Source organism: Streptomyces sp. NPDC041129, from assembly GCF_055592265.1.
On sequence record NZ_JBVIYV010000004.1, the window covers coordinates 1 to 23,829 of the forward strand.

Annotated in this window: 19 protein-coding genes; 6 read left to right on the forward strand and 13 right to left on the reverse strand. The window is 72.5% G+C overall.

The genetic code is table 11. The features are described from left to right. Nucleotides 1-595: 595 nt before the first annotated feature. A complete protein-coding gene (locus ACZ6B1_RS15625; protein WP_468778591.1) occupies nucleotides 596-1,603 on the reverse strand; it encodes a stage II sporulation protein M in 1,008 nt (335 codons plus the stop codon). 143 nt (nucleotides 1,604-1,746) lie between these two features. Between ACZ6B1_RS15625 and ACZ6B1_RS15630 the strand changes: the two genes are divergently transcribed. Further along, nucleotides 1,747-2,757: an RDD family protein gene (locus ACZ6B1_RS15630; RefSeq protein ID WP_468778594.1), complete on the forward strand. Its 1,011-nt coding sequence runs from the start codon at nucleotides 1,747-1,749 to the stop codon at nucleotides 2,755-2,757. A gap of 15 nt (nucleotides 2,758-2,772) precedes the next feature. On the opposite strand, the gene ACZ6B1_RS15635 is transcribed toward ACZ6B1_RS15630, so the two are convergent. From ACZ6B1_RS15635 to ACZ6B1_RS15670, 8 genes are all read right to left on the reverse strand, one after another. Further along, complete coding sequence (locus ACZ6B1_RS15635; protein WP_468778596.1) at nucleotides 2,773-3,384, reverse strand: hypothetical protein; 612 nt, start codon at nucleotides 3,382-3,384, stop codon at nucleotides 2,773-2,775. Between the two features lie 177 nt (nucleotides 3,385-3,561). After that, entirely contained in the window at nucleotides 3,562-5,019 is a 1,458-nt protein-coding gene (gene ahcY, locus ACZ6B1_RS15640) for an adenosylhomocysteinase (protein ID WP_468778599.1), read from the reverse strand. Nucleotides 5,020-5,269: 250 nt separating this feature from the next. After that, nucleotides 5,270-6,250 carry a cation diffusion facilitator family transporter gene (locus tag ACZ6B1_RS15645; protein WP_468778601.1) on the reverse strand — a complete coding sequence of 327 codons (981 nt, stop codon included), beginning with the start codon at nucleotides 6,248-6,250 and terminating at the stop codon, nucleotides 5,270-5,272. Between the two features lie 132 nt (nucleotides 6,251-6,382). After that, nucleotides 6,383-7,534 (reverse strand): mannose-6-phosphate isomerase, class I, encoded by a 1,152-nt coding sequence (gene manA / locus ACZ6B1_RS15650; RefSeq protein WP_468778603.1) that lies wholly within the window; start codon nucleotides 7,532-7,534, stop codon nucleotides 6,383-6,385. A 137-nt stretch (nucleotides 7,535-7,671) separates the two neighbouring features. Beyond that, complete coding sequence (locus ACZ6B1_RS15655) at nucleotides 7,672-8,799, reverse strand: SIS domain-containing protein (RefSeq protein ID WP_468778605.1); 1,128 nt, start codon at nucleotides 8,797-8,799, stop codon at nucleotides 7,672-7,674. A gap of 112 nt (nucleotides 8,800-8,911) precedes the next feature. Next, entirely contained in the window at nucleotides 8,912-9,082 is a 171-nt protein-coding gene (locus tag ACZ6B1_RS15660; protein ID WP_007382472.1) for a Trm112 family protein, read from the reverse strand. Nucleotides 9,083-9,227: 145 nt separating this feature from the next. After that, a complete protein-coding gene (locus tag ACZ6B1_RS15665; RefSeq protein ID WP_468778610.1) occupies nucleotides 9,228-10,592 on the reverse strand; it encodes a phosphomannomutase/phosphoglucomutase in 1,365 nt (454 codons plus the stop codon). Nucleotides 10,593-10,769: 177 nt separating this feature from the next. Then, on the reverse strand, nucleotides 10,770-11,147 hold the full coding sequence (locus ACZ6B1_RS15670; protein WP_250404864.1) for a DUF3499 domain-containing protein: 378 nt from the start codon (nucleotides 11,145-11,147) through the stop codon (nucleotides 10,770-10,772). 435 nt (nucleotides 11,148-11,582) lie between these two features. On the opposite strand from ACZ6B1_RS15670, the gene ACZ6B1_RS15675 reads away from it, so the two are divergent. Beyond that, nucleotides 11,583-11,966, forward strand: coding sequence for a metallopeptidase family protein (locus ACZ6B1_RS15675; protein ID WP_468778612.1), 384 nt, complete (start codon nucleotides 11,583-11,585; stop codon nucleotides 11,964-11,966). A 214-nt stretch (nucleotides 11,967-12,180) separates the two neighbouring features. On the opposite strand, the gene ACZ6B1_RS15680 is transcribed toward ACZ6B1_RS15675, so the two are convergent. The 3 genes from ACZ6B1_RS15680 to ACZ6B1_RS15690 all read right to left on the reverse strand — a co-directional run bounded on the left by ACZ6B1_RS15680 (nucleotide 12,181) and on the right by ACZ6B1_RS15690 (nucleotide 17,786). Continuing rightward, nucleotides 12,181-13,689 carry a DUF5719 family protein gene (locus ACZ6B1_RS15680; RefSeq protein ID WP_468778613.1) on the reverse strand — a complete coding sequence of 503 codons (1,509 nt, stop codon included), beginning with the start codon at nucleotides 13,687-13,689 and terminating at the stop codon, nucleotides 12,181-12,183. Beyond that, nucleotides 13,686-17,309 carry a glycosyltransferase family 2 protein gene (locus tag ACZ6B1_RS15685; RefSeq protein ID WP_468778615.1) on the reverse strand — a complete coding sequence of 1,208 codons (3,624 nt, stop codon included), beginning with the start codon at nucleotides 17,307-17,309 and terminating at the stop codon, nucleotides 13,686-13,688. Before ACZ6B1_RS15685 ends, ACZ6B1_RS15680 begins: the two co-directional genes overlap by 4 nt. Nucleotides 17,310-17,522: 213 nt before the next feature. Beyond that, nucleotides 17,523-17,786, reverse strand: a complete 264-nt coding sequence (locus tag ACZ6B1_RS15690) for a WhiB family transcriptional regulator (RefSeq protein WP_003975777.1) — start codon at nucleotides 17,784-17,786, stop codon at nucleotides 17,523-17,525. A 669-nt stretch (nucleotides 17,787-18,455) separates the two neighbouring features. Here ACZ6B1_RS15690 and ACZ6B1_RS15695 point away from each other — a divergent pair. The 4 genes from ACZ6B1_RS15695 to ACZ6B1_RS15710 all read left to right on the forward strand — a co-directional run bounded on the left by ACZ6B1_RS15695 (nucleotide 18,456) and on the right by ACZ6B1_RS15710 (nucleotide 22,369). Then, complete coding sequence (locus ACZ6B1_RS15695; RefSeq protein ID WP_468778617.1) at nucleotides 18,456-18,962, forward strand: cysteine dioxygenase; 507 nt, start codon at nucleotides 18,456-18,458, stop codon at nucleotides 18,960-18,962. 33 nt (nucleotides 18,963-18,995) lie between these two features. Continuing rightward, a complete protein-coding gene (gene cofD / locus ACZ6B1_RS15700) occupies nucleotides 18,996-19,955 on the forward strand; it encodes a 2-phospho-L-lactate transferase (protein WP_468778620.1) in 960 nt (319 codons plus the stop codon). Further along, a complete protein-coding gene (locus tag ACZ6B1_RS15705) occupies nucleotides 19,952-21,259 on the forward strand; it encodes a coenzyme F420-0:L-glutamate ligase (RefSeq protein ID WP_468778622.1) in 1,308 nt (435 codons plus the stop codon). The genes cofD and ACZ6B1_RS15705 overlap by 4 nt, the downstream gene beginning before the upstream one ends. Nucleotides 21,260-21,346: 87 nt before the next feature. Then, entirely contained in the window at nucleotides 21,347-22,369 is a 1,023-nt protein-coding gene (locus tag ACZ6B1_RS15710; protein WP_468778624.1) for a DNA-3-methyladenine glycosylase family protein, read from the forward strand. Nucleotides 22,370-22,632: 263 nt separating this feature from the next. Here ACZ6B1_RS15710 and manB read toward each other — a convergent pair whose 3' ends face one another. Beyond that, on the reverse strand, nucleotides 22,633-23,715 hold the full coding sequence (gene manB, locus ACZ6B1_RS15715) for a mannose-1-phosphate guanylyltransferase (RefSeq protein WP_468778627.1): 1,083 nt from the start codon (nucleotides 23,713-23,715) through the stop codon (nucleotides 22,633-22,635). Between the last annotated feature and the right edge of the window lie 114 nt (nucleotides 23,716-23,829).

Genomic DNA, 23,829 nt, shown 5'->3' on the forward strand with positions numbered 1-23,829 from the left:
CAGGATCAAACTCTCCGTGAATGTTTACTCGGCCAGAAAATTAATTCAGCCGGTTGAACACCACGAGAGCGGTGCAAGGGGAGGAATGATCCCCTCGCACACAGCGTCCTCGCTGTGTTTTTCAAAGGAACCTCGTCCCAGCAGATGCTGGAGACGGGGTATCAACATATCTGGCGTTGATTTTTGGCACGCTGTTGAGTTCTCAAGGAACGGTCGCTTCCTTTGTACTCACCCTCTCGGGCTTTCCTCCGGGCGCTTCCCTTCGTTCTTGCGTTTCCGACTCTATCAGATCTTTTCTCGATCCGATTTCCTCGGTGCTTTCCAGGTTTCCGCTCTCGCGTTTCCCTTTCCGGCGGTTCCGACTTTATCAGAAGTTTTCGGCCGGTCTGACCGGCTGCTTATTTCTGAGTAATTCGGAGGGGTGCTTCTCTCGATCGCGGCTGCGACTCTTTGGGAAGCGAGTAGATTCTAAACGATCAGCCCCGAACCTGTCCAGTTCTAGGCAACTGTTTGAATCTACCTCCCCGCTCGGTCCGTGTCAACGGCTCTTGCGGGGCGAAGGAGAGACTAGCAGCTCAGAGGCGGTGGATGCACATCAGGCGGCCGTGGGCACGGTCGAGCTGCGCTCGGCCTCCTCGACGTCGCCCGTCTCGCCGGCCCGCACCGCACGGCCGCCCAGGACGAAGACGTACGCCAGGAATGCCAGCTCGGCCGCGACACCAATGCCGATACGGGCCCAGGTGGGCAGGCCCGACGGGGTGACGAAGCCTTCGATGGCGCCGGAGACGAAGAGCACGAGGGCGAGGCCGATGGCCATGCCGACCGCGGCTCGGCCCTCCTCGGCAAGCGCGACACGGCGACTGCGCGGCCCCGGGTCGATGACAGTCCAGCCGAGGCGCAGACCGGTGCCGGCGGCGACGAAGACCGCGGTCAGTTCGAGCAGGCCGTGCGGAAGGATCAGACCGAGGAACGTGTCGAGGCGGCCGGCGGACGACATCAGTCCGAAGCCGACGCCCAGATTGAGCATGTTCTCGAAGAGGATGAAGAGCACGGGCAGGCCCAGGAAGATCCCCAGGACCAGGCACATCGCCGCGGCCTGGGCGTTGTTCGTCCAGACCTGGGCGGCGAAGGACGCCGCGGGATGGCTGGAGTAGTAGGTCTCGTACTCGCCGCCGGGGCGGGTCAGCTCACGCAGCTGGCTGGGGGCCGCGATGGTCGACTGGACCGCCGGGTGGGTGCCTATCCACCAGCCCAGGAGGATCGCGACGGCGGTGGAGACGAGCGCGATGGGCACCCACCAGCGACGCGCGCGATAGACCGCGGCGGGGAATCCCTGTCCCAGGAACCGCGTGACGTCCCGCCATGATGCGCGGCGGGTGCCGGTCACGGCGCTGCGCGCGCGTGCCACCAGTTGGCTGAGCCGTCCCGTCAGCTGCGGGTCCGGAGCGCTGGACTGGATGAGGGAGAGGTGTGTGGCGGTGCGCTGGTAGAGGGCGACGAGCTCGTCCGCCTCGGTTCCGCTGAGGCTTCGCCGGCGGCGGAGCAGGGCGTCGAGACGGTCCCACTCGGCGCGGTGTGCGGAGACGAAGACGTCCAGGTCCATGGGGTCTGCCTGCTCCTCGGCTGGTCGTCCACTGCTCGTCGTGGATGCTCTTGTTTCCGTCAGCTTGTCGTACTGCGGCGCGATGCGCCCTCAGCTTGGCAGACTTGCGGTTCACGGGGCAGGGCAGGGGAAGGACGACGGTCGTGAGTGAGCTGGTTACCGGCGAGGCGGTGGCGCTCGAATTGCGGCCCGCGAAGCTGCCGAGCAGGGCGTTGGCGGTGCTGCTCGATCTGGTCGTGGCCGTACTCGTGTACATCGCCGCGACTCTGGCGCTGGTGGCGGCGACGTCGTCCCTCGACGAGGCCGCTCAGGTGGCGCTGTCGATAGCCACCTTCCTGCTGGTGCTGGTCGGCGGGCCTATCGCGGTGGAGACGCTCAGTCACGGCCGTTCGCTGGGGAAGGTGGTGTTCGGGCTGCGTGTGGTGCGGGACGACGGTGGCCCCGTCCGGTTCCGGCACGCGTTGGTGCGCGGCGCCATCGGTGTCGTCGAGATCCTGATGACGTTCGGGGTGGGGGCCTGTATCGCCTCGCTGGTGTCGGCGCGGGGGCGGCGGCTCGGTGACGTGTTCGCGGGCACCCTGGTCGTGCGCGAGCGGATTCCCGCCGGGCAGACCGGTCAGGTGCCTCCGCCGCCACCGTGGCTCGCGGGGCGGTTCGCCGAGCTGGATCTGTCGGCCGTACCGGACGGGCTGTGGCTCGCGATCCGGCAGTACCTGACGCGGATGCAGCAGCTGGATCCGCGGGTGTCCTGGGAGATGGCGCAGCGGCTCGCGGCGGACGTCGCTGCCCGCACGGGGGCTCCTGTGCCGCACGGCGAGCACCCGGCGGCCGTTCTGGCCGCCGTGGTCCAGGAACGGCAGTCCCGTGAGGCCCGGCAGGCGTTCGGCGGGGCCGGGCCTGCCGCGCCGACGGGCTCGTCCGCTCCCTTTGCCTCCGGAGCGCCCGCGGAGCCTGCGGGGCCCTGGACGGTCGGCGGCGGTGCGCCCGGTGGTTACCCGCCGCCGTTTGCGCGGCCGTCGGCGCCGACCACGTACCAGTCCCCGGCCACCGCTCAGCCGCGGGTTCCGGTGCCGCCCTCCGCGCCGTCCACCCAGGTGCGTCCGGAGGAGCCGCCGGCCGACCGCCCCGCCACCGGGTTCGCACCGCCGGCCTGAGAAGCCCGCGGCCGCTCAGTCGAATCTGGACGGCGGTGACTGCAGGTCCTCCAGCTCGATCCCGGGCGCGGACAGGACCACGTCTCCGGCGATGTGCACCGTGTGCCTCTCGCCCGTGTCCAGGGCTGTGACCTGGTATTCGTCCACGGTCAGGGGGCCGTTGTCAGTGGCGTGTGCTTCGCTGTCCACCAAGGTCCAGGACTGGTCCAGAGTGCGGGGGGCGAGGACCGGGTCGGTGAAGGCCACGAGGCGTACGCGGGTCGCTGAGGAGGGGGTGAGACGCAGGAGACGGGCGGTGGCGACGAGGAACGCGGGGGACGTGCCGGTGAAGGCGTGGGCGCGCACATTGCCTTCGGTGGCGTGAGTTCCATCGGCGTCGGTGCGGACCCAGGTGACGCCGTCGAGGGCGGCGCCTCGCACCTGCCAGCCTCCCGTGTGCAGTTCGAGGCGGATGGGGCGGCCCAGGTCGTCCAGGGTGAGATCGACCGAGCCGCGGTGATCGCCGGCGGGGGTGGTCAGCTGGGAGACGTAGCGCCAGCCGGAGGGGCCGGGCGCGCACTGGAAGTGTTCTTCCGCGAAGGGGGTGTGATCGTGCGGATCGTGGAGCGAATATCGGCCGCGTGGCATGGGGGTCCTGGGTTTTGACGGGCCGGCGGTCCGGCTACGGCTGCTGGTCCGGTCCGAGGCCAAAGGGGCAGGCCCCCGGCACGGGGGTGCGGGGGCCTGCCTCTGCGGATCTGCGGACCTGCTGCCGGGGAGCGCTGCGGTGCACCGGTGTGCTCCCCGGCGGGCGGGACCGCGGACTCAGTAGCGGTAGTGGTCCGACTTGTACGGGCCCTCGACCTCCACGCCGATGTACGAGGCCTGCTCGGGGCGCAGCTTGGTGAGCTTCACGCCGAGGGCGTCCAGGTGGAGGCGGGCGACCTTCTCGTCGAGGTGCTTGGGCAGCACGTAGACGCCGGTCGGGTACTCGTCGGGCTTGGTGAACAGCTCGATCTGGGCCAGGGTCTGGTCCGCGAAGGAGTTGGACATCACGAACGACGGGTGACCGGTGGCGTTGCCCAGGTTCAGCAGGCGGCCCTCGGACAGCACGATGATGACCTTGCCGTCGGGGAACTTCCAGGTGTGGACCTGCGGCTTGACCTCGTCCTTGACGATGCCCGGGATCTGGGCGAGGCCGGCCATGTCGATCTCGTTGTCGAAGTGGCCGATGTTGCCGACGATCGCCTGGTGCTTCATCTTCGCCATGTCCGAGGCGAGGATGATGTCCTTGTTGCCGGTGGTGGTGACGAAGATGTCGGCGGTCTCGACGACCTCGTCCAGGGTGGTGACCTGGTAGCCGTCCATCGCGGCCTGCAGGGCGCAGATCGGGTCGATCTCGGTGATGATCACGCGGGCGCCCTGGCCGCGCAGGGACTCCGCGCAGCCCTTGCCCACGTCGCCGTAGCCGCAGACGACGGCGGTCTTGCCGCCGATCAGGACGTCGGTGGCGCGGTTGATGCCGTCGACGAGGGAGTGGCGGCAGCCGTACTTGTTGTCGAACTTCGACTTGGTGACGGCGTCGTTGACGTTGATCGCCGGGAAGAGCAGGACGCCGTCGCGCTGCATCTCGTACAGGCGGTGGACGCCGGTGGTGGTCTCCTCGGTGACACCGCGGATCTCCGAGGCGAGCTGGGTCCACTTCTGGGGGTTCTCGCCCAGGGTGCGGTGCAGCAGCTGGAGGATGACGCGGTGCTCGTCGGACTCGGCGGTCTCCAGACCGGGGACCTTGCCGTCCTTCTCGTACTCGACGCCCTTGTGGACGAGCAGGGTGGCGTCGCCGCCGTCGTCGAGGATCATGTTCGGGCCGCCGGTGGCGCTGTCAGGCCAGGTCAGCGCCTGCTCGGTGCACCACCAGTACTCCTCCAGGGTCTCGCCCTTCCAGGCGAAGACCGGGACGCCCCGCGGGTTGTCGGGCGTGCCGTCGGGGCCGACGGCGATGGCGGCGGCCGCGTGGTCCTGGGTGGAGAAGATGTTGCAGGAGGCCCAGCGGACCCGGGCGCCGAGGGCGACCAGGGTCTCGATGAGGACGGCGGTCTGCACGGTCATGTGCAGGGAGCCGGTGACGCGGGCGCCGGCGAGGGGCTGGGCCTCGGCGTATTCCTTGCGGATCGCCATCAGGCCCGGCATCTCGTGCTCGGCGAGGGTGATCTCCTTGCGGCCGAACTCGGCCAGGGAGAGGTCGGCGACCTTGAAGTCCTGTCGGTTGTCGACAGTCGTCATTGCGAGCTGCTCCTCGGGGTTGGGGCGAGGTGGGTACGGCTGGTCTGCGCGGCGGCGGACACAGGGGTGCCCGAGAAGAGGACACAGGCATGCCCACGTGCGCGCAGCGCAGTCCGTCGGAGGCCCTCTCTCCCTCGGCCGGTCCGCTGCGGGACCGCCCGACCGCCATCAGCAGCGACGTCTGGCTCCGTCCCAAGCTACACCGGGAGACGGGGGAGCCCCCAGTCCGCCTCCGAAGAGTTCCCGTCAATCAGTGGCCGGCGGCGTGCGGGGTGGGGCCGCCCGGGGTCGCCTCCGGGTCCGGGCCCTTGGCGGCCTCGGCCTCGCTGTAGATGTCGGGTTCCAGGTAGATCACGCGGGCGATGGGGACGGCGGCCCGGATGCGGGCCTCGGCCGCGTTGATGGCGTTGGCGACCTCGCCGGCCGTGTCGTCGTGCTTGACGGCGATCTTGGCGGCGATCAGCAGTTCCTCGGGGCCGAGGTGGAGGGTGCGCATGTGGATGACGCTGGTGACGGCGTCGCCGTCGACGATCGCGGCCTCGATCTTCTTGACGTCCTCGATGCCCGCGGCCTCGCCGAGCAGCAGCGACTTGGTCTCGGCGGCGAGCACAAGGGCGATGCCGACCAGCAGGACACCGATGCAGACGGTGCCGATGCCGTCCCAGACGCCGTTGCCGGTGATCAGGGCCAGGCCGACGCCGCCCAGGGCGAGGACCAGACCGATGAGCGCGCCGAAGTCCTCGAGGAGGACGACGGGCAGTTCGGGGGCCTTGGCGCGGCGGATGAACTGCGACCAGGACAGCTTGCCGCGCAGTTCGTTGGACTCCTTGATGGCCGTGCGGAAGGAGAAGCCCTCGGCGATGATCGCGAAGACCAGGACCCCCACCGGCCAGTACCAGTGCTCGACCGGGTGGGGATGGGTGATCTTCTCGTAGCCCTCGTAGATGGCGAACATGCCGCCGACGGAGAACAGGACGATCGAGACGAGGAACGCGTAGATGTAGCGCTCGCGGCCGTAGCCGAAGGGGTGCTGGGGGGTCGCCTCGCGCTGTGCCTTCTTGCCGCCGATGAGCAGCAGGAACTGGTTGCCGGAGTCGGCGAGCGAGTGGACACCCTCGGCGAGCATCGACGACGAGCCGCTGAACGCGAACGCCACGAACTTCGATGCCGCGATCGCGAGATTGGCGCCGAGTGCCGCCACGATCGCCCTGGTACCGCCTGACGCGCTCATGTGTCCGCGTTGTCCCTTCGCCCTCGTCCGTCTACGCCGTCCAGGCGTGTACCCGTCTTTGCCCGAGCTTTGCCGGTGGGCCATTGTTGCAGCCCGTCCGGGTGGCGGCGCGTCAGGTGTCCACAGTCCCGGTCATACGATCACAGTGGCCCGGAAGACGGTGCCCGCACCGGACACCTCGGCCTTCTCCCCCGCCGGGACGAAGACCGACTGGCCGGGGGCCAGCTCGTGCTCACCGGCCTGGACGGACCCGGCCGTGCAGAGCAGGATCTGCGGGGTGCCGAGGGTGAGGTCGTGGGCGGTACCGCCCTCCGACAGGACGTACCGGGAGAGCCGGAACTCGTCGATCGGGGTCTCGTAGACCTCCTCGCCGTCCGGGGCGGCCTCGGGGCGCAGCACGCCCGCGTCGCCCGCCTCGAAGCGGACGACGCGCAGCAGTTCGGGGACGTCGACGTGCTTGGGGGTCAGGCCGCAGCGCAGGACGTTGTCGGAGTTGGCCATGATCTCGACGCCGAGGCCGTCGAGGTAGGCGTGCGGGATGCCGGCGCCGAGGAACAGCGCCTCGCCGGGCTGCAGGCGGACGTGGTTGAGGAGCATGGCCGCGATGACGCCGGGGTCGCCCGGGTAGTGGTGGGCCAGGCCGGCGTAGGGGGCGTAGTCGCCGCCGAGGCGGGTGCAGGCGGCGGTGGCCTCGGCGACCGTGTGCGCCATTTCCTGCGGGTCGGCGGCGAGGACGGCGGTGAGGACCTCCCGCAGGGCCGCGTCCTCGGGGTGCGCGCGCAGCAGGTCGACATACGGCTTCAGGGAGTCGACGCCGAGCCCGTCGAGCAGGCCGGCCGCCTCGGCCGGGGCGCGGAACCCGCACAGGCCGTCGAACTCGGTGAGCGCGCAGATCAGTTCGGGCTTGTGGTTGGCGTCCTTGTAGTTGCGGTGCGGGGCGTCGACGGGGATGCCGCGCCGCTCCTCGTCGGCGAAACCCTCCCTGGCCTGCTCCAGGTCGGGGTGCACCTGGAGGGAGAGGGGCGCGCCCGCGGCGAGGATCTTGAGCAGGAACGGCAGCCGCGGACCGAACTTCGCGACCGCCGCGGCGCCCAGTTCGCGCTCCGGGCCGGCGTCGATCACCTCGACGAGCGTCCCGCGCGCGGTGCGTGAGGGAGCGCCCGGGTGGGCTCCCATCCACATCTCCGCCTGCGGTTCGCCGCTCGGCTCCACGCCGAGGAGGTGCGGGATGGCGGTGGTGGAACCCCAGGCGTAGGGGCGGACGGTGTTGTCGAGGCGGTCCATGTGGTTTCTCTGTCTCCGTACGTACGCTGCTCGGCCGGCGCCGGCGCCGGGTGATGCGCCGGTGCCGGCCGGTGTTCCGGTGGTGGGGCGTGGGCGCATCGGGCCGGGCGGGCCCGGGCGCGACGCCCTGAGCAAGGTCAGGCCCCGGAAGCGAGCGCCAGGTAAACGGCGGCGAAATCCGTGACGGCGATCAGTTCCGCGAGGGTCTCCAGTTCGTCGCCCTCCTCCGGTTCGAGTTCGCTGATCGGCGTGTCGTGGCTGAGCGCCAGGTCGCGGGCTGCGGGGGCGGCGGTGAGGCCGCCGATCGGGCGGTCGCGGAGCAGCACCACGCGCGCGTGCAACGCGGGCGGCTCCTCCACTCGGTCGCGGAAGAAGTCGCCCGGGTCGGCGCTGGCCGCGAGCGGGCCGGCCAGCAGGGCGCTGTGCGCGGCGAGCGCCTCGGGGAGTTCGGCGACGAGGGCGGGGCGGCCTGCGAGTTCGGCGAGGGCGGCGGCGAAACGGCGGCCGGCGGGGCCGGTCCCGGGGCCCTCCGTCCACACGACGGGGAGCGCGTCGGCGAGTTCGGCGGCGAGGGTCTTGGCCGGGTTGCTGTAGGCCGCGATGGCCGGGCCGCAGCGTTCGGCGATGTGGTCCAGGCGGTCGGCGACCTTCTCCAGGGTGTCCGGCCCCGCGCCGAGCAGACCGATGCGGTCCAGCAGCGCCAGCAGCGGGGTGAACAGGGCCCAGAACACGCCCGGGGAGGACGCGGCGAGGGGCTCTTCCTGGTCGTAGGGCGCCGTCGCCATCGGTACGAACATTCCGTGCGCGGCGGCGATCGCCTCGGCGAGCGGAGTGTGGGGCGGGGCGACGGCGACGACCGAGCAGCCCCGTCGGTAGGCCTGCTCGGCGAGCAGGGAGAGGCTGGGTTCGGTGCCGTCCGGGGTGGCGATGAGCAGCAGGTCGACGGAGCCCGCCCAGCCCGGGATCTCCCAGCGCAGGGCGCCCGCGGCGGGAGCGACGCCGGTGGGGGCCAGCCGGATGACGGGGCTGCCGGGGCCGGCCAGTGTGCCGAGCAGGTCGGCGGTGTGGGTGGCGGCGGCTCCGGGGCCCGCGATCAGCACGGCGCGGGGGCGGCCGTCGGGTTTGAGGTCGGCCACACCGGCCTCGGTGACGTGCCTGAGGGCGGTGCGTACGCGGGCGCCTGCCTCCGCCGCGCCGCGGAGGAGGCCGCGGCGGTCGGCGTCGGCGAGGCCCTCCGGGCTGTCGAGCAGCGATTCGTCGAGCATGGGCGGCAGCCTCCGATCGCCGGGGTCCTGTGCGAGGGGTCGAACGCGGGGTGGGCGCCTCGTCGGTGCGCGGCGGTGGCGCCGCGGTGCGCGCGAGGCGGGAGCGCCGCGGTCAGGCGGGGCGGCGGGCCTCGTCGACGAGCAGGACCGGGATGCCGTCGCGGACCGGGTATGCCAGGCCGCAGTCCTGACCGGTGCAGATCAGCTCGGTGTCCTGCTCCTTGAGGGGGGCGTGACAGGCGGGGCAGGCGAGGATCTCCAGAAGGCCGGCTTCGAGCGGCATGAGGGTGTCCCTTCGGGGGCGGAAGTTCTATTGCCGATGTGCTGGTCAGCGTACCGCTGGTGGCGGGGTCGGGCCGGGCCTGCGGGCGCGGCGGAAGACGCGCTGCCCGCCGGACCCGGGTTCGCCCGCCCCGGTGCGGGGTGGTTCAGGCCCTGATGATCGCCAGCGCCTCGTCACGGATCCTGGTCATCGTCGCCTCGTCCTTGGCCTCCGCGTTCAGGCGCAGCAGCGGCTCCGTGTTGGACGGGCGGACGTTGAACCACCAGTCGGCGGCGGAGACCGTGAGGCCGTCGAGGTCGTCGAGGGTGATGCCCGGGCGGTCCTCGTAGGCGGCGCGGATCGCGGTGAGGCGGGCGGCCTGGTCGGCGACGGTGGAGTTGATCTCGCCGGAGCCCGCGTAGCGGTCGTACTGCGCGGTCAGGGCGGACAGGGGGCCGTCCTGACCCCCGAGGGCCGCGAGGACGTGGAGGGCGGCCAGCATGCCCGTGTCGGCGTTCCAGAAGTCCTTGAAGTAGTAGTGGGCGGAGTGCTCGCCGCCGAAGATCGCGCCGGACCGGGCCATCTCGGCCTTGATGAAGGAGTGTCCGACGCGGGTGCGGACCGGGGTGCCGCCGTTCTCCTTCACCACCTCCGGAACGGTGCGGGACGTGATCAGGTTGTGGATGACGGTGCCCTTGCCGCCGGTGCGGGCCAGCTCGCGTGCCGCGACCAGGGCGGTGATCGCGGACGGGGAGACGGGGTCGCCGTTCTCGTCCACGACGAAGCAGCGGTCGGCGTCGCCGTCGAAGGCGATGCCCAGGTCGGCGCCCTCCGCCGGGACCCGCTTCTGCAGGTCCACGATGTTGGCCGGGTCGAGGGGGTTGGCCTCGTGGTTCGGGAAGGTGCCGTCCAGTTCGAAGTACATCGGCACGAGCGTCAGGGGCAGACCGGCGAAGACCGTGGGGACCGTGTGACCGCCCATGCCGTTGCCGGCGTCGACGACGACCTTCAGGGGACGGACGGCGGTGAGGTCGACGAGGGAGCGGAGGTGGGCCGCGTAATCCTCCAACGTCTCGCGCGTGGTGAGGGTTCCCGGCTCGGCGGCCGGCTCCGGGGTGCCCGACTCCAGCCACCGCTCGACGAGTTCGCGGATCTGCGTCAGGCCCGTGTCCTGGCCGACCGGGGCGGCGCCCGCGCGGCACATCTTGATCCCGTTGTACTGCGCCGGGTTGTGGGAGGCCGTGAACATCGCGCCCGGGAGGTCCAGCGCGCCCGAGGCGTAGTACAGCTGGTCCGTCGAGCACAGGCCGATCTCGGTGACGTCCACCCCGCGGTCGGCGGCACCGCGCGCGAAGGCGCGGGACAGGCCGGGGGACGAGGGGCGCATGTCGTGACCGACGACGATGGCCGTCGCGTCCGTCACCTCGGCGAAGGCGGCGCCGAAGAGGGCGGCCAGCGGCTCGTCCCACTGGTCCGGGACCACTCCGCGTACGTCGTACGCCTTCACGATCTGCGACAGATCAGCAGCCACGGCCAACCCTCCTGAAGTCCTATGGGTGCCCACAAACTACCCGTCGGGGGTGAGAGGCAGGTGTGCGGACACCCAGCGGACACGCCGGCGGACGTACAGGTGGGAGGCGAGTGGCGGGCAAGTGGGCTCGCGGGCCGTCCGGTTGGGTGCGGGATCGGTTCTCCGCGGAGTGTGGACTCAGTTGTCCGGTGAGCGCAGGATGCGCAGGTGCCCGCGGCGGGCGACTTCCATGGGATCCGGGGTACGGGCCCCGCCGCCGCCCGCCTCGGCCGCCCGCTGCTGGGGGCGGGCCGCCTCGCGCACGGCGTTGGCGAGCGCTTCCAGGTCGTCCCCGCTGGGCCGGGCCGGAGCGGAGCCGTCGAGGAGGCGGACGACCTCCCAGCCACGGGGCGCGGTGAGGCGCTCGGAGTGCTCGGCGCACAGGTCGTAGCAGTGGGGTTCGGCGTAGGTGGCGAGCGGGCCGAGGACCGCGGTCGAGTCGGCGTAGACGTACGTCAGCGTCGCGACGGCGGGTCGGCCGCAGGCGGTGCGCGAACAGCGACGTACAGGGCTCACGACGATGGACGGTACCGCACTCTTGAGCGGGCCGCGACGACTCTCCTCCAGGTCACGCCACCGTGTCGGACTGTGAGACGCCCCACAGGCACCTCCGAACAGGCCTTGCTGACCTGCGGGGACGGGGTCGGGCGGGGGACCCGGCGGGGAGGCCTCCGGTCATGAGTCGGCATAAACACTGTCAATTGCCTTGAGTTCACCGGTCTTGGAGGGTTACGGAAACGAGCCAGACCTTGGCTGGAATGGTCAACCTGTGACATGTCCTGTGACACGAGTTGCGTGGCGCCCGGGGACACCGGGTGCCGGTAACCGGTTGCCGCGTGGGGTCGGGCGGGCGGAGCGTGCGGGGACTAGGCTTCTGCGGTGATGGACAACCGTGTACCGCCCCGCGCCACCGGCCCCGGGCCCCGTCGCCGTGATCGTCACGGACGGGGCATGCGTGGGCCGATCGCACCGCCGCAGGTGCCGCTGGCGGCCAGCAGGGCCGAGGTGTTCGCGGACCTGGTGCAGGACTCCGTGGAGCGGCTCGAGCGGCGGTGGCCGCAGTTGGCCGACATGGACTTCCTGGTGCTCGAGGTGCCTCGGCTGGAGGGGCGGGGTACGGACGTCTGGGACGACGAGGCTGTCCCGCTGGGCGGGATCATTCCCGCGCGGGAGGGGCGGCGGGCCCGGGTCGTGGTGTACCGGCGGCCGGTGGAGATCCGGACCAAGGGGCGGGACGAACGGGCCGCGTTGGTGCACGAGGTCGTGGTGGAGCAGGTGGCGGAGTTGTTGGGGCTGACTCCGGAGACGGTCGATCCCCGGTACGGGGAGGATTAGGGCGCCCGGAGCGGGGTCGGTCCGCTGGGCCGGGATGCCTGGTCGCTCCGCGTCGTCGCCGACCTGGGGTGTTTCGCTTGCCGGCGCGGGCGGGGTGCCGCCGCGCCCACCCGTACCGCCCCTGGCGGCACGCATGCCCACTGCCGGGCGGCTCGGGGTGGCCGCGGCCGAGCGGCTCGGGTGGCCGCGGCTGCGCGGGCATGCGTGCCCCGGGTTACTTCTGCAGGAGGGACAGGTCCTCGTCCGTGCGGGGGACTGAGACCAGGCCTCGGTCGGTGGGGAGGGTCTGGACTGTGAAGGCGGGGACGCCGGCCGCTGTGGATGTGAGGGTGCGGGAGGCGTAGAGGGGGCCTCCGGACACGGGTTCCACCGTGAGGGCGTAGGTGCCCTTCAGGCCGGACGGGACGAGGGCCGGGATGTCCTGCGTGGTGCCGGACTTGATCGTGAAGGTCTTGGTGACCGGGGTGCCGCCCTCGCTGCCCGCCGAGGCCGTGACCTTGACCGTGGTGGTGGCCGTGGGCGCGGTCAGGGAGAGGGTCGAGGTCTTGCCGCGGTTGTCGGCCGCGGTCGCCCGCTTGCCGACGGGGGCCGTGGCGGGGATGAAGGCCGTCTCCTGCTTGGCTCCCTTGCCCCGGACCACTCGCAGGGCCGCCACCACGGGTACGGACTGGTCGGAGGGTGTGAGCACCAGGGAGCCCGCCTCGCCACGGGTGACGTCGCCGAGGTCGGCCGCGGTCGTCATCCCGGCCTTGACGTGCAGCGTCTCGTTACCGGCCGGGGTGATCAGGCCGTCGGGCGAGGCCAGGCGGACCTTGAGGTCCGCGTCGGCGTCGCCGGGGGTGAAGGCGATCAGGCGGACGTCGGTGGCGTCCTTGGGGATGCCGGGCAGGACCAGGCTGCCGGACGGATCGTCCGCCGCGGCCAGCCAGTCGCCGCCCGCCTTGTCGTCCAGGGCCTGTACCGCCGCGCCGACCCGGCCGCTGCGCACGCTGACGTGCACGGTCAGATCGGTCTGCCGTTCGTCGGTGAGCGTGGACAGCAGGATCGGCTCGCTCCCGTGCGGCGGGATCGTGAAGCCGTCCGTGACCGAGGACTTGATCGCGCCGTCCTTGCCGTACAGCTCGATGTCGACGACGGCGGCCGAGTCCTCGGGGTTGGTGAGGTGCGCGTAGTCGGTGCGGCCGGTGACCGTACTGGCGCCCGGGAACCAGAACTCGGTGTCCGCGGCGGTGCAGTTGACGCCCTGCAGCCCGCGGCCCGTGCCCGCGACGACCTCGGTGGTCTCCTGCACGGTCCAGCCGGGCGCGTACTTGCCGTCGGCGGTGCCGACCTGTGCGGGAGTGTCGGCGCCCGAGGTGTCGGCGGTGGCCGGGGTGCCGGGGTTCTTCGGCGTGAGCAGCGGCTTGGCGGCCTTCTTCTTGCCGCCCCCGCCCTTCTTGGACCCGCCCGTGCCGCCCGCCGACTGCTCGTCGGCCGCCTGGAGTTGGGCCTTGCCGCCGCTCGCCGTGCCCTTCGTGACGGGCGTGAACGACGTGTACGAGGTGTCGGCGATGTCGGAGGAGCTCGGCGCGGGGCACAGCAGGCTGGTGCGCTCCACGGGCAGTTCGGCGGCGGCCTTGGCCGGGGCCGCGCCGGAAGCGGACGGGGTGTCGAGCGCGGCGAAGGCGGTGACGGCGGCCAGCGCGGTCGTGCAGGCGATCAGGGACAGGGTGGTGCGGTTCACTGCTGGCTCCCGTCGGGGCGCTCGCTGCCGGTGCCGTACTGCTGCTGGGCCGGGTCGTAACCCTGCTGGTAGGCCTGCTGGTCGTACGCCTGCTGCTCGGCCGTGCCGCCGTAGGCGTAGGGGTCGTACTGGCCGTTCTGGTAGGGGTCCTGCTGGTACGCCTGCTGGTCGTAGCCCTCGGCCGGGTAGTGCCCTGCGTCCTGGTACTGGCCGGCGCCGTAACCGGCGTAGTCGCTGCCCGCGTAGTCCCACTCGCCGTACGCCGGCTGCTGGGGGACGGCCGCCGGGTCCTCCTGCGGAGGTGGCGGCACCTCGTCGGGAACGGTCTGCTCCGGGACGGCCGCCTCTTCGGCCTGGGCGCGCAGCCGGCGGGCGCGGCGGCCCTCTCCGGCGGTGGCCTGGGCGGGCACTGGCTGCTCCTCGGGCAGGTCGTCGTCGATGTCGCGGCGGCGGCCGGGCAGGGCGAGGACGACCAGGACGAGGGCGAGCGCGCCCTGGACCCACAGCCAGGCGGTGTGGGTGATCGGGTCGTCGTGGACGACGTCCAGCCGGCCTCCGGTGGACGGAAGCTGGAAGCCCTGCGCCCAGCCGTCGACCGTGGTGCGGGTGAGCGGCTTGCCGTCCAGGGTGGCCGCCCAGCCGTCGGAGGCGGCGTCGGCCAGGCGCAGGACACGGCCGCCGGAGCCGGAGGGGACGGTGGTGTGGATCTCCACCGGCCCGGCGGCGACGGACCGGGCGGTGCCGGTGCCGCCCGCGGGCACGATGGTGGCGCGGGAGACCTGCTGGTCGACGCGCCACAGGGCGCTGCCGTCCTGCTGGCTGAGCCGGCTCAGGCCGGGCGTGGCGTCCAGGACACGGGTGAACTCGCGGGGTGCGCCCTTGTGGACGAGGACGTAGCGCACGGCGAAGCCGCCGAGCTGGCCCGCCTGGTCGGCGCCGGAGCCGGCGACCAGGTTGGCGACGACCTTGTCGAGCCTGGCGTTCTCCCCGTCGGTGCCGGCGAGTTCGGCGTCTCCCATGCGGGCGCCGGATCCGCGGACCAGGCTGTAGCGCACGCGTGCGGTGGAGTCGCTGTCCAGGACCAGGGTGCGGGCCTGGTCGCGGGTGGCGGCGTCCTCGGCGACGAACGCGGGGACCTGCACCGGGTCGCGGCGCTCCAGCGGGCCGTCGGCCCCGCCGATCATCCAGCCGGCGGCGACGAGCAGCGGGCCCGCGGCCGAGGCGAAGGCGATCAGGGCGGCGACGGGCTGGCGCCAGCCGAAGCTCTGCTCGGCCACGCGCGCGCGTGCCCCGTCGGCACCCAGAGCCGCGGCGGCCAGCAGGGCGATGCCGTAGACGAGGGTGGCCGGTCCGGCCCACGTGGAGTGGTTGGACAGGACGGCGAAGACGAGGCCCACCAGGGCGACCGCCCAGGCGGTCCGGATGCCCAGCTGACGCTCGGAGCGCAGCAGCGCGGCCAGGGCGGCGAGGACGATGCCGATGAGCATCAGGCCGTCCACGGTGCCGGGGCCGCCGGGGCCGGCGCCGAGCAGGTCGAGCGCGGAGGCGCTGGAGGCGCCGAACTCCAGGCCCGCTTCGGTGAAGAAGCCGGTCGGGAGCAGGGTCAGCGACCAGGGGGCGAGGATCAGCAGCGGGGTGCCGAGCTGGGCGAGGAAGCGCAGGCCGTGGGCGACGAGGTCGCCGCGGCGCAGGACCAGCACACCGATGCCGAGGATCAGCGCGATGGGCCAGACGACCGGGGTGAACGCGGTGGTGATGGTCAGCAGCAGCGCGTACGCCCAGGTGGCGCGCCAGCTCCCGCGCGCTCCGGCGGTATGGGTGAGGCCGCTCGCGGCGATGCCGGCGCGCGCGATGAGCGGCAGCAGCACGGCGAGGACGGCGGTGCCGATGCGGCCGCCGGCCAGGGCGCCGGTGGTGGCGGGCAGGAAGGCGTAGGCGATCGCCGCCCAGGCGCGCAGCAGCCGGGAGGTGACGAGGGGCCGGGAGGCGAAGTAGGCGGTGAGGCCGGCCAGCGGCACCGAGCAGACCAGCAGCACGGTGACGGCGAGTCCGGTGGAGCCGAACAGGATCGAGGCGAGGGTCGCGACGATGGCGAGGTAGGGCGGTGCGGCGGCGGTGCCGCCGGCGCCCACCGGGTGCCAGGCGTCCAGGTAGCGGGACCAGAGGTCGCCGGCGCTCGCCGGGGCGGGCAGCAGGGCGCCGCCCGCGAGGGCGCCGCCGCCGAGCAGGGCGCGGCAGGCGACGAGGGAGACCAGGAGCAGGGCCAGGAAGAGCACCGGGCCGGGCTTGCGGGCGATCCGCTTCAGCCGGGCGAACTGCTCGAACTCCATGAAGTCGGCGTCGTCGCCGCCGGGCCCGGACTCCACGGCGCCGCCGTGCCGGCCGGCCGAGGAGGTCTCGCTGTCGGAGCGGCCGGAGAAGTTGCCCGCGACCTGTTCCACGGTGGCGCGGATGGTCGCGCCGGGGGGCGGGAAGAGCCGGCGCAGCTCGGTCTTGTCGATCTGGGAGGGACCGCGGCGGCGCCGGCCGGCGAGGATCCGCTCGGGCCGCAGCAGGGTTCCCAGCAGACCGCGGATCTCGTCGACGGCCTGCCCGGGGACCTTTCCGACGAGGGAGGCGACGGTCCTCAACAGGGTGCCGAGGACGAGCCGCAGCAGCACCCAGGGCAGCGCGGCCGTGCGGGTGTTGACGAGCAGGGTGTAGATGGCGCCGGCCTTGTCGACCTTGTGCGGGGAGGCGGCGGTGCGGCCCACGCAGTCGACGGTGCGGCGCTCGCGGGAGGCCGCCTCGGCGTGCCGTACGACCGCCTCGGGGGCGACGAGGACCCGGTGGCCGGCCGTGTGGGCCCGCCAGCACAGGTCGACGTCGTCGCGCATCAGGGGCAGCCGGCGGTCGAATCCGCCGAGCTGTTCGAAGACGTCGCGGCGGATGAGCATGCCGGCGGTGGAGACGGACAGCACGGTGCGGACGTGGTCGTGCTGGCCCTGGTCCTGTTCCCGGCGGTCGAGCCCGGTCCAGCGGCGGCCGGAGTTGGCGATGGAGACGCCGACCTCCAGCAGTTGCCTGCGGTCGTACCAGCCGCGCAGCTTGGGGCCGACGATCGCCACATCGTCGCGGCCGAGTTCGAGTTCGTTGTCGACGACCCGGAGGAGCTGGGCGAGGGCGTCGGGTTCGGGGGCGCAGTCGTCGTGCAGCAGCCAGAGCCACTGGACGGGCTCGCCGTGCGGCAGTTCGGGCAGATCGTAGGCGTCGTCGCGCCACGAGCGCGTGACCGGGTCCCAGCCGCTGGGGCGCCTGAGGTAGGGCAGCTCGTCGGGGGTGAGGAGGGGGGCGATGCGGCTCGCCTCCTCCACCGCCTGGCCGAAGCCGGTGCGCCGGGCCAGGTGCAGCACCCGGTCGTCACCGAGGGCCTCGGTGACCAGCTGGGCGGAGTCGTCCGCGCTGCCGGTGTCGGCCGCCACCGCGTTCTGGACGGGGCGCTCCTGGCCGAGCAGCCCGGCCAGCGCGTCGGGCAGCCAGCGGGCGCCGTCGTGGGAGACGAGGACCGCGGTCACCACATGACGCGGGAACTCAGGGTGGGCAGCCGGGTCTTGAGCTGCCGTTTGGCTGTGCACGGACATCGAGGTACGGGCCCCGGTTCGATGGACTGCGGTGGACGCCTGTGCCCCGAGGGGACAGCGGGGCGTCTCGGACGAGCGACCACACTATCGGCTGACCATGACGTCGGCCCGCCGCCTGTGGATAACCCACGGGCGACGGGCCGTTCGCGACATATGCGGGGGCGCCGTCCGGCAGCTCGGCGGTGTGGCGGCCGAAGCGTGACCGGGCGTCGGTCAGACGGCGGCCTTCTTCAGCCGGCGGCGCTCACGCTCGGACAGACCGCCCCAGATGCCGAAGCGCTCGTCGTTGGCGAGGGCGTACTCGAGGCATTCGGAGCGCACCTCGCAGGCGAGGCAGACCTTCTTCGCCTCTCTGGTCGAGCCGCCCTTCTCGGGGAAGAAGGACTCGGGGTCGGTCTGGGCGCACAGTGCGCGCTCCTGCCAGCCGAGTTCCTCGTCCGCGTCGTCGACCAGCAGTTGCTGCACCAGCTCGGTCATGTGCGCCCCTCGTCTGTCTTCACGTCCCCGTGCGTAGCCGCTACCGATTTCGGCTGAACGACACGAGTGAAATTACAAGTGTGCTGCTCCGGGCGAGTCAAGCCGAGATCTGCTATTGAGCCCGTTATTCACTCTGCGGAACCAAGGCCATGCGGAAAGTGTTCAAATCGCCATAAACCCTGACACACAGAAAAAGGCCCGGCGGAGCGGCGGACCCCGCACAGTTCTCTGTACGAAGAAGGACGCCCCCGCGTTCGATCTCGTTCCGGCGAGGCTCGAGCGCTCGGTTGTGCGCCATGTGTCCCGGGATCCGGGTGAACAAACCTTTCACCTGACAGATGAACCGGATGAGGTGAACCATGTCGCACTTTCCGGGCGTCGAGTTGACAGTCCGGGTGTGAGCCGGTGTCCTAGTGGGCATGCTCGCGAACTTGGCACCCGTCTCGACCCGCACCGCCGGGTCCCTCGGTGCCGCCCGCGCGCGCTGTAGCTGTTGTTGCTGTCCCAGCTGTTGAGCCCATCGCGCTCCGGCTGCTCCCGAGTCCATCCCGGCTCGGCCGCGTTCCCCTGTCCCTGACCCTCATCCGGGACCCCTCTCCTCGCCCGTGACCCGGGCGGACGCAGAGCGACACCCAGCCCCCACTCTCCGCCGAGGAACCCCCTCACCCGATGAACAGCGACAACGACCTCCAGATCGCCGGCGACATCCTCGAAGTCCCGCACCTGCTCCAGCCGCCGCGCGCGCACCCCGCCACCGTCGCCGAGTTCGTGGGCCTCGCCCGCTCCATCGCCGCCGACCGCTCCCAGTGGGCGCACCTCGTCCGCTACGACGCCACCACCCGCTGGTACCACCGGCTGCGCACCGGCCCCGGCTACGAGGTCTGGCTGCTGTCCTGGGTGCCCGGGCAGGGCAGCGGTCCGCACGACCACGGCCGTTCCTCCGGTGTCCTCACCGTCCTGGAGGGGACGCTGACCGAGCGCACCGAGCGGGGCACGCGCGCGCTGGCGGCCGGCGCCCAGAGGGTGTTCGCGCCGGGTTATGTGCACGAGGTGGTGAACGACGCGCTGGAGCCCGCGGTGAGCCTGCACGTCTACCACCCGGGCCTGACCGAGATGCCGATGCACAGCTCCCCGCACTGCGAGGCACGGACCGAGCCGCGTCCGGTGACTGCCTGACACGATGTCGTACCCGCCTGCGAGAATCGCCCCATGCGCATTGTGGTTCTGGCAGGCGGCATCGGTGGTGCCCGGTTCCTGCGCGGTCTGAAGCGGGCCGTGCCGGACGCGGACGTCACGGTCATCGGCAACACCGGCGACGACATCCACCTCTTCGGGCTGAAGGTCTGCCCGGACCTCGACACGGTGATGTACACGCTGGGCGGCGGCATCAACGAGGAGCAGGGCTGGGGGCGGACGGACGAGACCTTCCACCTCAAGGAGGAGCTGGCGGCATACGGGGTCGGCCCGGAGTGGTTCGGGCTCGGCGACCGGGACTTCGCCACGCACATCGTGCGGACGCAGATGCTGGGCGCCGGCTTTCCGCTGAGCGCGGTCACCGAGGCGCTCTGCGACCGCTGGAAGCCGGGTGTACGGCTGATCCCGATGACCGACGACCGTGTGGAGACCCACGTGGCCGTGGAGATCGACGGCGAACGCAGGGCGATCCACTTCCAGGAGTACTGGGTGCGGCTGCGCGCCTCGGTCGCGGCCGAGGCGGTCGTGCCGGTCGGCGCCGAGCAGGCCAAGCCGGCGCCGGGCGTCCTGGAGGCCATCGCGGAGGCGGACGTCATCCTGTTCCCGCCGTCCAACCCGGTCGTGTCCATCGGCACCATCCTGGCCGTGCCCGGCATCCGTGAGGCGATCGCGGAAGCCGGCGTGCCCGTGGTGGGCCTCTCCCCCATCGTCGGGGACGCGCCGGTGCGCGGGATGGCCGACAAGGTGCTCGCAGCAGTGGGTGTGGAGTCGACGGCCGCCGCGGTCGCCGAGCACTACGGCTCGGGGCTGCTGGACGGCTGGCTGGTCGACACGGTCGACGCGGGCGTGGTGGAGCGGGTCGAGGCGGACGGGATCCGCTGCCGGGCCGTGCCGCTGATGATGACCGACGTGGACGCGACCGCGCGGATGGCGCGGGAGGCGCTGGCACTGGCCGAGGAGGTGCGGGGAGCGTGAGCGGTCAGCGCGCCGAGTACCGGGTCTGGGCCCCGTCCGGAATCGCCGAGGTGCAGCCGGGCGACGACCTGGCCAAGCTGATCGCCGCCGCCGAACCCGGGCTGGCCGACGGGGACGTGCTGCTCGTCACTTCCAAGATCGTGTCCAAGGCGGAGGGCCGCGTCGTCCGGGCGGACGACCGCGAGTCCGCGATCGACGCGGAGACCGTGCGGGTGGTCGCCCGGCGCGGCCCCCTGCGCATCGTCGAGAACCGCCAGGGCCTGGTGATGGCGGCCGCCGGGGTCGACGCCTCCAACACCCCCTCCGGCACCGTGCTGTTGCTCCCCGAGGACCCCGACGCGTCCGCGCGCGCGATCCGCGACGGGCTGCGCGACACGCTCGGCGTCCGGGTCGGCGTCGTCGTCACCGACACCTTCGGCCGGCCCTGGCGGGCGGGACTCACGGACGTCGCGATCGGCGCGGCCGGGGTGCGCGTGCTGGACGATCTGCGCGGGGGCACGGACGCGCACGGCAACCCGCTCAGCGCCACCGTCGTCGCCACCGCCGACGAACTGGCCGCCGCCGGTGACCTGGTCAAGGGCAAGGCCGCCGGACTCCCGGTCGCCGTGGTGCGCGGGCTGCCCCACGTGGTGGACGGCGGGAACGGCGAGGGAGCGCGGGCGCTGGTGCGTACCGCGCGGGACGACATGTTCCGGCTCGGCACGTCGGAGGCCGTGCGGGAGGCCGTGACCCAGCGCCGTACCGTGCGGGCCTTCACCGACGAGCCCGTGGACCCCGGCGCGGTCCGGCGCGCGGTGGCCGCTGCGGTCACCGCGCCCGCCCCGCACCACACCACGCCCTGGCGGTTCGTGCTGCTGGAGTCCGAGGAGTCGCGGGTTCGGCTGCTCGACGCGATGCGGGACGTCTGGATCGCCGATCTGCGCCGGGACGGCAAGAGCGAGGAGTCCATCGCGAAGCGGGTCCGGCGCGGGGATGTGCTCCGCAACGCCCCGTACCTGGTCGTGCCGTGTCTCGTCATGGACGGCTCGCACACCTACGGGGACGCGCGGCGGGACGGTGCCGAGCGGGAGATGTTCGTGGTCGCGACGGGCGCGGGCGTGCAGAACCTCCTGGTCGCGCTGGCCGGGGAGCGGCTGGGCTCGGCCTGGGTGTCGTCGACGATGTTCTGCCGGGACACGGTGCGCGAGGTGCTGGGACTGCCCGCGGACTGGGATCCCATGGGGGCGGTGGCGGTGGGCCATCCGGCCGGGGAACCGCGGCCGCGGCCGGAGCGGGACGCCGGGGCGTTCATCGAGGTGCGGTGAGGCCGGTGGGCGCGGTCGCGTACGGCGCCCCCGGCGACCGCCTAGTCTCTTAGGACAGGACAGCCCCGCACCCCCAGGAACCCACCAGTGGCAGGACGATTCGCTCCGCGTCCCACGCGTACGACTGTGCGCGGCGGGCATGTCGGTGTACCCGCCGGTGCCGCTGCCGGGATACCCCGGCAGGCCGCGGGGCCGGCGCGGGTGCGGCGCTGGGTGCCGGAAGGGCCGCTCGATCTCGGGCTGGTGCTGGGTCCGCTGCGGCGCGGGCCCGGCGATCCGACGTTCCGCACCACACCGGACGGGTCCGTGTGGCGGGCCACCCTGACACCGGCCGGACCGGGCACGCTGCGGGTGCGCGCGTACGGCGGGGAGGTGCTCGGTGAGGCGTGGGGACCGGGTGCGCAGTGGCTGCTGGAGCAGTTCCCCGGGCTGCTGGGTGCCGCCGATGACCCGGACGCGTTCGTGCCCCGGCACCGGGTGGTGGCGCTGGCGCGGCACCGGCGGCCGGGGCTGCGGCTGACACGGACCGGGCTGGTGCTGGAGTCGCTGATCCCGTCGGTGCTGGAGCAGAAGGTCACGACCGACGAGGCGTACCGGGCGTGGCGGTTGCTGGTGCGGAGGTTCGGGGAGCCGGCGCCCGGCCCCGCGGGCGCGTTCGAACGGCCGATGTGGGTGATGCCGGCTGCGCGGACGTGGGCGCTGATTCCCTCCTGGGAGTGGCACCGGGCCGGGGTCGACGACAAGCGGGCCTCGACGATCCTGCGGGCCGTGCGGGTCGCCGCGCGGCTCGAGCAGGCGGTGGCGATGCCGGCGGCCGAGGCTCGGGCGCGGCTGGAGGTCGTGCCGGGGATCGGGCCGTGGACGTCGGCCGAGGTGGTGCAGCGCAGTCACGGGGCGGCCGACGCGGTGACCGTCGGGGATCTGCATCTGCCGGGGATCGTGGGGTGGGTGCTGGGCCGGAACCGGGACGCCGATGACGCGGAGATGCTGCGGCTTCTGGAGCCGTACGCGGGGCAGCGGCACCGGGCGGCCCGGTTGATTCTGCTGAGTGGGCAGGGGCCGGGGCGGCGGGCGCCGAAGATGCCTCGGGTGGATATCGGGTTGCTTTAGGGCTGGGGGTTGTCGGGTGCTCGGCGTTGGTTGCCGGGCTCGGCGTTGATGCCGGGGGCGCTTGTCAGGTGCTCGGCGTTGGTGCCGGCCCAGGGGGTTGCGCGCACCCGCGCTTGCGGGGTGCCGCTGCGCCCACCCGTGCCGCCCGCCCTCAGCGGCACGCATGCCCGCAGCTGGGAGGCTCGGGCGGTCACAGCTACACGGCTCGGGCGCCCGCAGTCACGCGGCATGCACGCCCGCAGGTCGGCGTGGGCCGGGGTTTGTCACTGGTCCGAGGAGAAGCGGAGGGCGGCTGGGGGGATGTGGGCGTCGCACCAGACGCGGACGCCTTCGCGGAGTTCGTTGTCGGGGCCGACCACCGCGCCGTCGCCGACGACCGCGCCGGTGAGGACGGAGCGTTCGCCCACCCGGGCGCGGCTGCCGATGAGGGAGTCGGTGACGACGGCGCCGGGCTCGATGACCGCGCCGGGCAGGATCGTCGAGCCGGAGACACGGGCGCCCTCGGCGACGAACGCGCCCTCGCCGACGACCGTGCCCCCGGTCAGCTTGGCGTTCGGGGCGACGACGGCCGTGGGAAGGACCAGCCGGTCGCCGCAGCGGCCGGGGACGGCCGGGGAGGGGGCCCGGCCGAGGACCAGGTCGGCGGAGCCGCGCACGAAGGCCGCGGGGGTGCCGAGGTCGAGCCAGTACGTCGAGTCCACCATGCCCTGCAGGTGGGCCCCGGCGGAGAGCAGCTCCGGGAAGGTCTCGCGTTCCACGGAGACCGGACGGCCCGCCGGGATGGTGTCGATCACCGAGCGGCGGAAGACGTACGCACCCGCGTTGATCTGGTCGGTGACGATCTCCTCCGGCGTCTGCGGCTTCTCCAGGAAGGCGAGCACGCGGCCGGTCTCGTCGGTGGGGACCAGCCCGTAGGCTCGCGGGTCCGTCACCTTCGTCAGGTGCAGGGAGACGTCCGCGCCCGTCGACTCGTGGGTGTCGATCAGGGCCCGGATGTCCAGGCCGGTCAGGATGTCGCCGTTGAAGATCAGTACCGGGTCGTCGGGCCCGGAGTGCAGACGCGAGGCCACGTTGCGGATGGCGCCACCGGTGCCGAGGGGCTCCTCCTCGGTGACGTACTCGATGTGCAGGCCCAGCGCGGCGCCGTCGCCGAAGTAGGGCTCGAAGACCTCGGCGAGGTAGCTCGTGGCGAGGACGATGTGCTCCACGCCCGCCGCTCTCGCTCTCGCGAGCTGGTGCGTGAGGAACGGCACCCCGGCCGCCGGGACCATGGGCTTGGGCGTGTGCACCGTGAGCGGACGCAGCCGGGTGCCTTTGCCGCCGACCAGGAGGATCGCTTCTGTCACCTGTCGTCTCTGCTTCCTGCCGGGACCGGCCGTACTTCTCGTTCCGGCCGGTCAGTGTATGCAGACCGGCCGGCGACTCCCCCGATGGCCGCGCGTGTCCGGCGGGATCGGCGC

What these genes read in the sequence shown, in the direction of transcription:
- ACZ6B1_RS15625 (WP_468778591.1), bottom strand. Translation starts at nt 1,603, where the DNA reads ATGGACCTGGACGTCTTCGTCTCCGCACACCGCGCCGAGTGGGACCGT.
- ACZ6B1_RS15635 (WP_468778596.1), bottom strand. Translation starts at nt 3,384, where the DNA reads ATGCCACGCGGCCGATATTCGCTCCACGATCCGCACGATCACACCCCC.
- ahcY (WP_468778599.1), bottom strand. Translation starts at nt 5,019, where the DNA reads ATGACGACTGTCGACAACCGACAGGACTTCAAGGTCGCCGACCTCTCC.
- ACZ6B1_RS15645 (WP_468778601.1), bottom strand. Translation starts at nt 6,250, where the DNA reads ATGAGCGCGTCAGGCGGTACCAGGGCGATCGTGGCGGCACTCGGCGCC.
- manA (WP_468778603.1), bottom strand. Translation starts at nt 7,534, where the DNA reads ATGGACCGCCTCGACAACACCGTCCGCCCCTACGCCTGGGGTTCCACC.
- ACZ6B1_RS15655 (WP_468778605.1), bottom strand. Translation starts at nt 8,799, where the DNA reads ATGCTCGACGAATCGCTGCTCGACAGCCCGGAGGGCCTCGCCGACGCC.
- ACZ6B1_RS15660 (WP_007382472.1), bottom strand. Translation starts at nt 9,082, where the DNA reads ATGCCGCTCGAAGCCGGCCTTCTGGAGATCCTCGCCTGCCCCGCCTGT.
- ACZ6B1_RS15675 (WP_468778612.1), top strand. Translation starts at nt 11,583, where the DNA reads ATGCGTGGGCCGATCGCACCGCCGCAGGTGCCGCTGGCGGCCAGCAGG.
- ACZ6B1_RS15685 (WP_468778615.1), bottom strand. Translation starts at nt 17,309, where the DNA reads ATGTCCGTGCACAGCCAAACGGCAGCTCAAGACCCGGCTGCCCACCCT.
- ACZ6B1_RS15690 (WP_003975777.1), bottom strand. Translation starts at nt 17,786, where the DNA reads ATGACCGAGCTGGTGCAGCAACTGCTGGTCGACGACGCGGACGAGGAA.
- ACZ6B1_RS15695 (WP_468778617.1), top strand. Translation starts at nt 18,456, where the DNA reads ATGAACAGCGACAACGACCTCCAGATCGCCGGCGACATCCTCGAAGTC.
- cofD (WP_468778620.1), top strand. Translation starts at nt 18,996, where the DNA reads ATGCGCATTGTGGTTCTGGCAGGCGGCATCGGTGGTGCCCGGTTCCTG.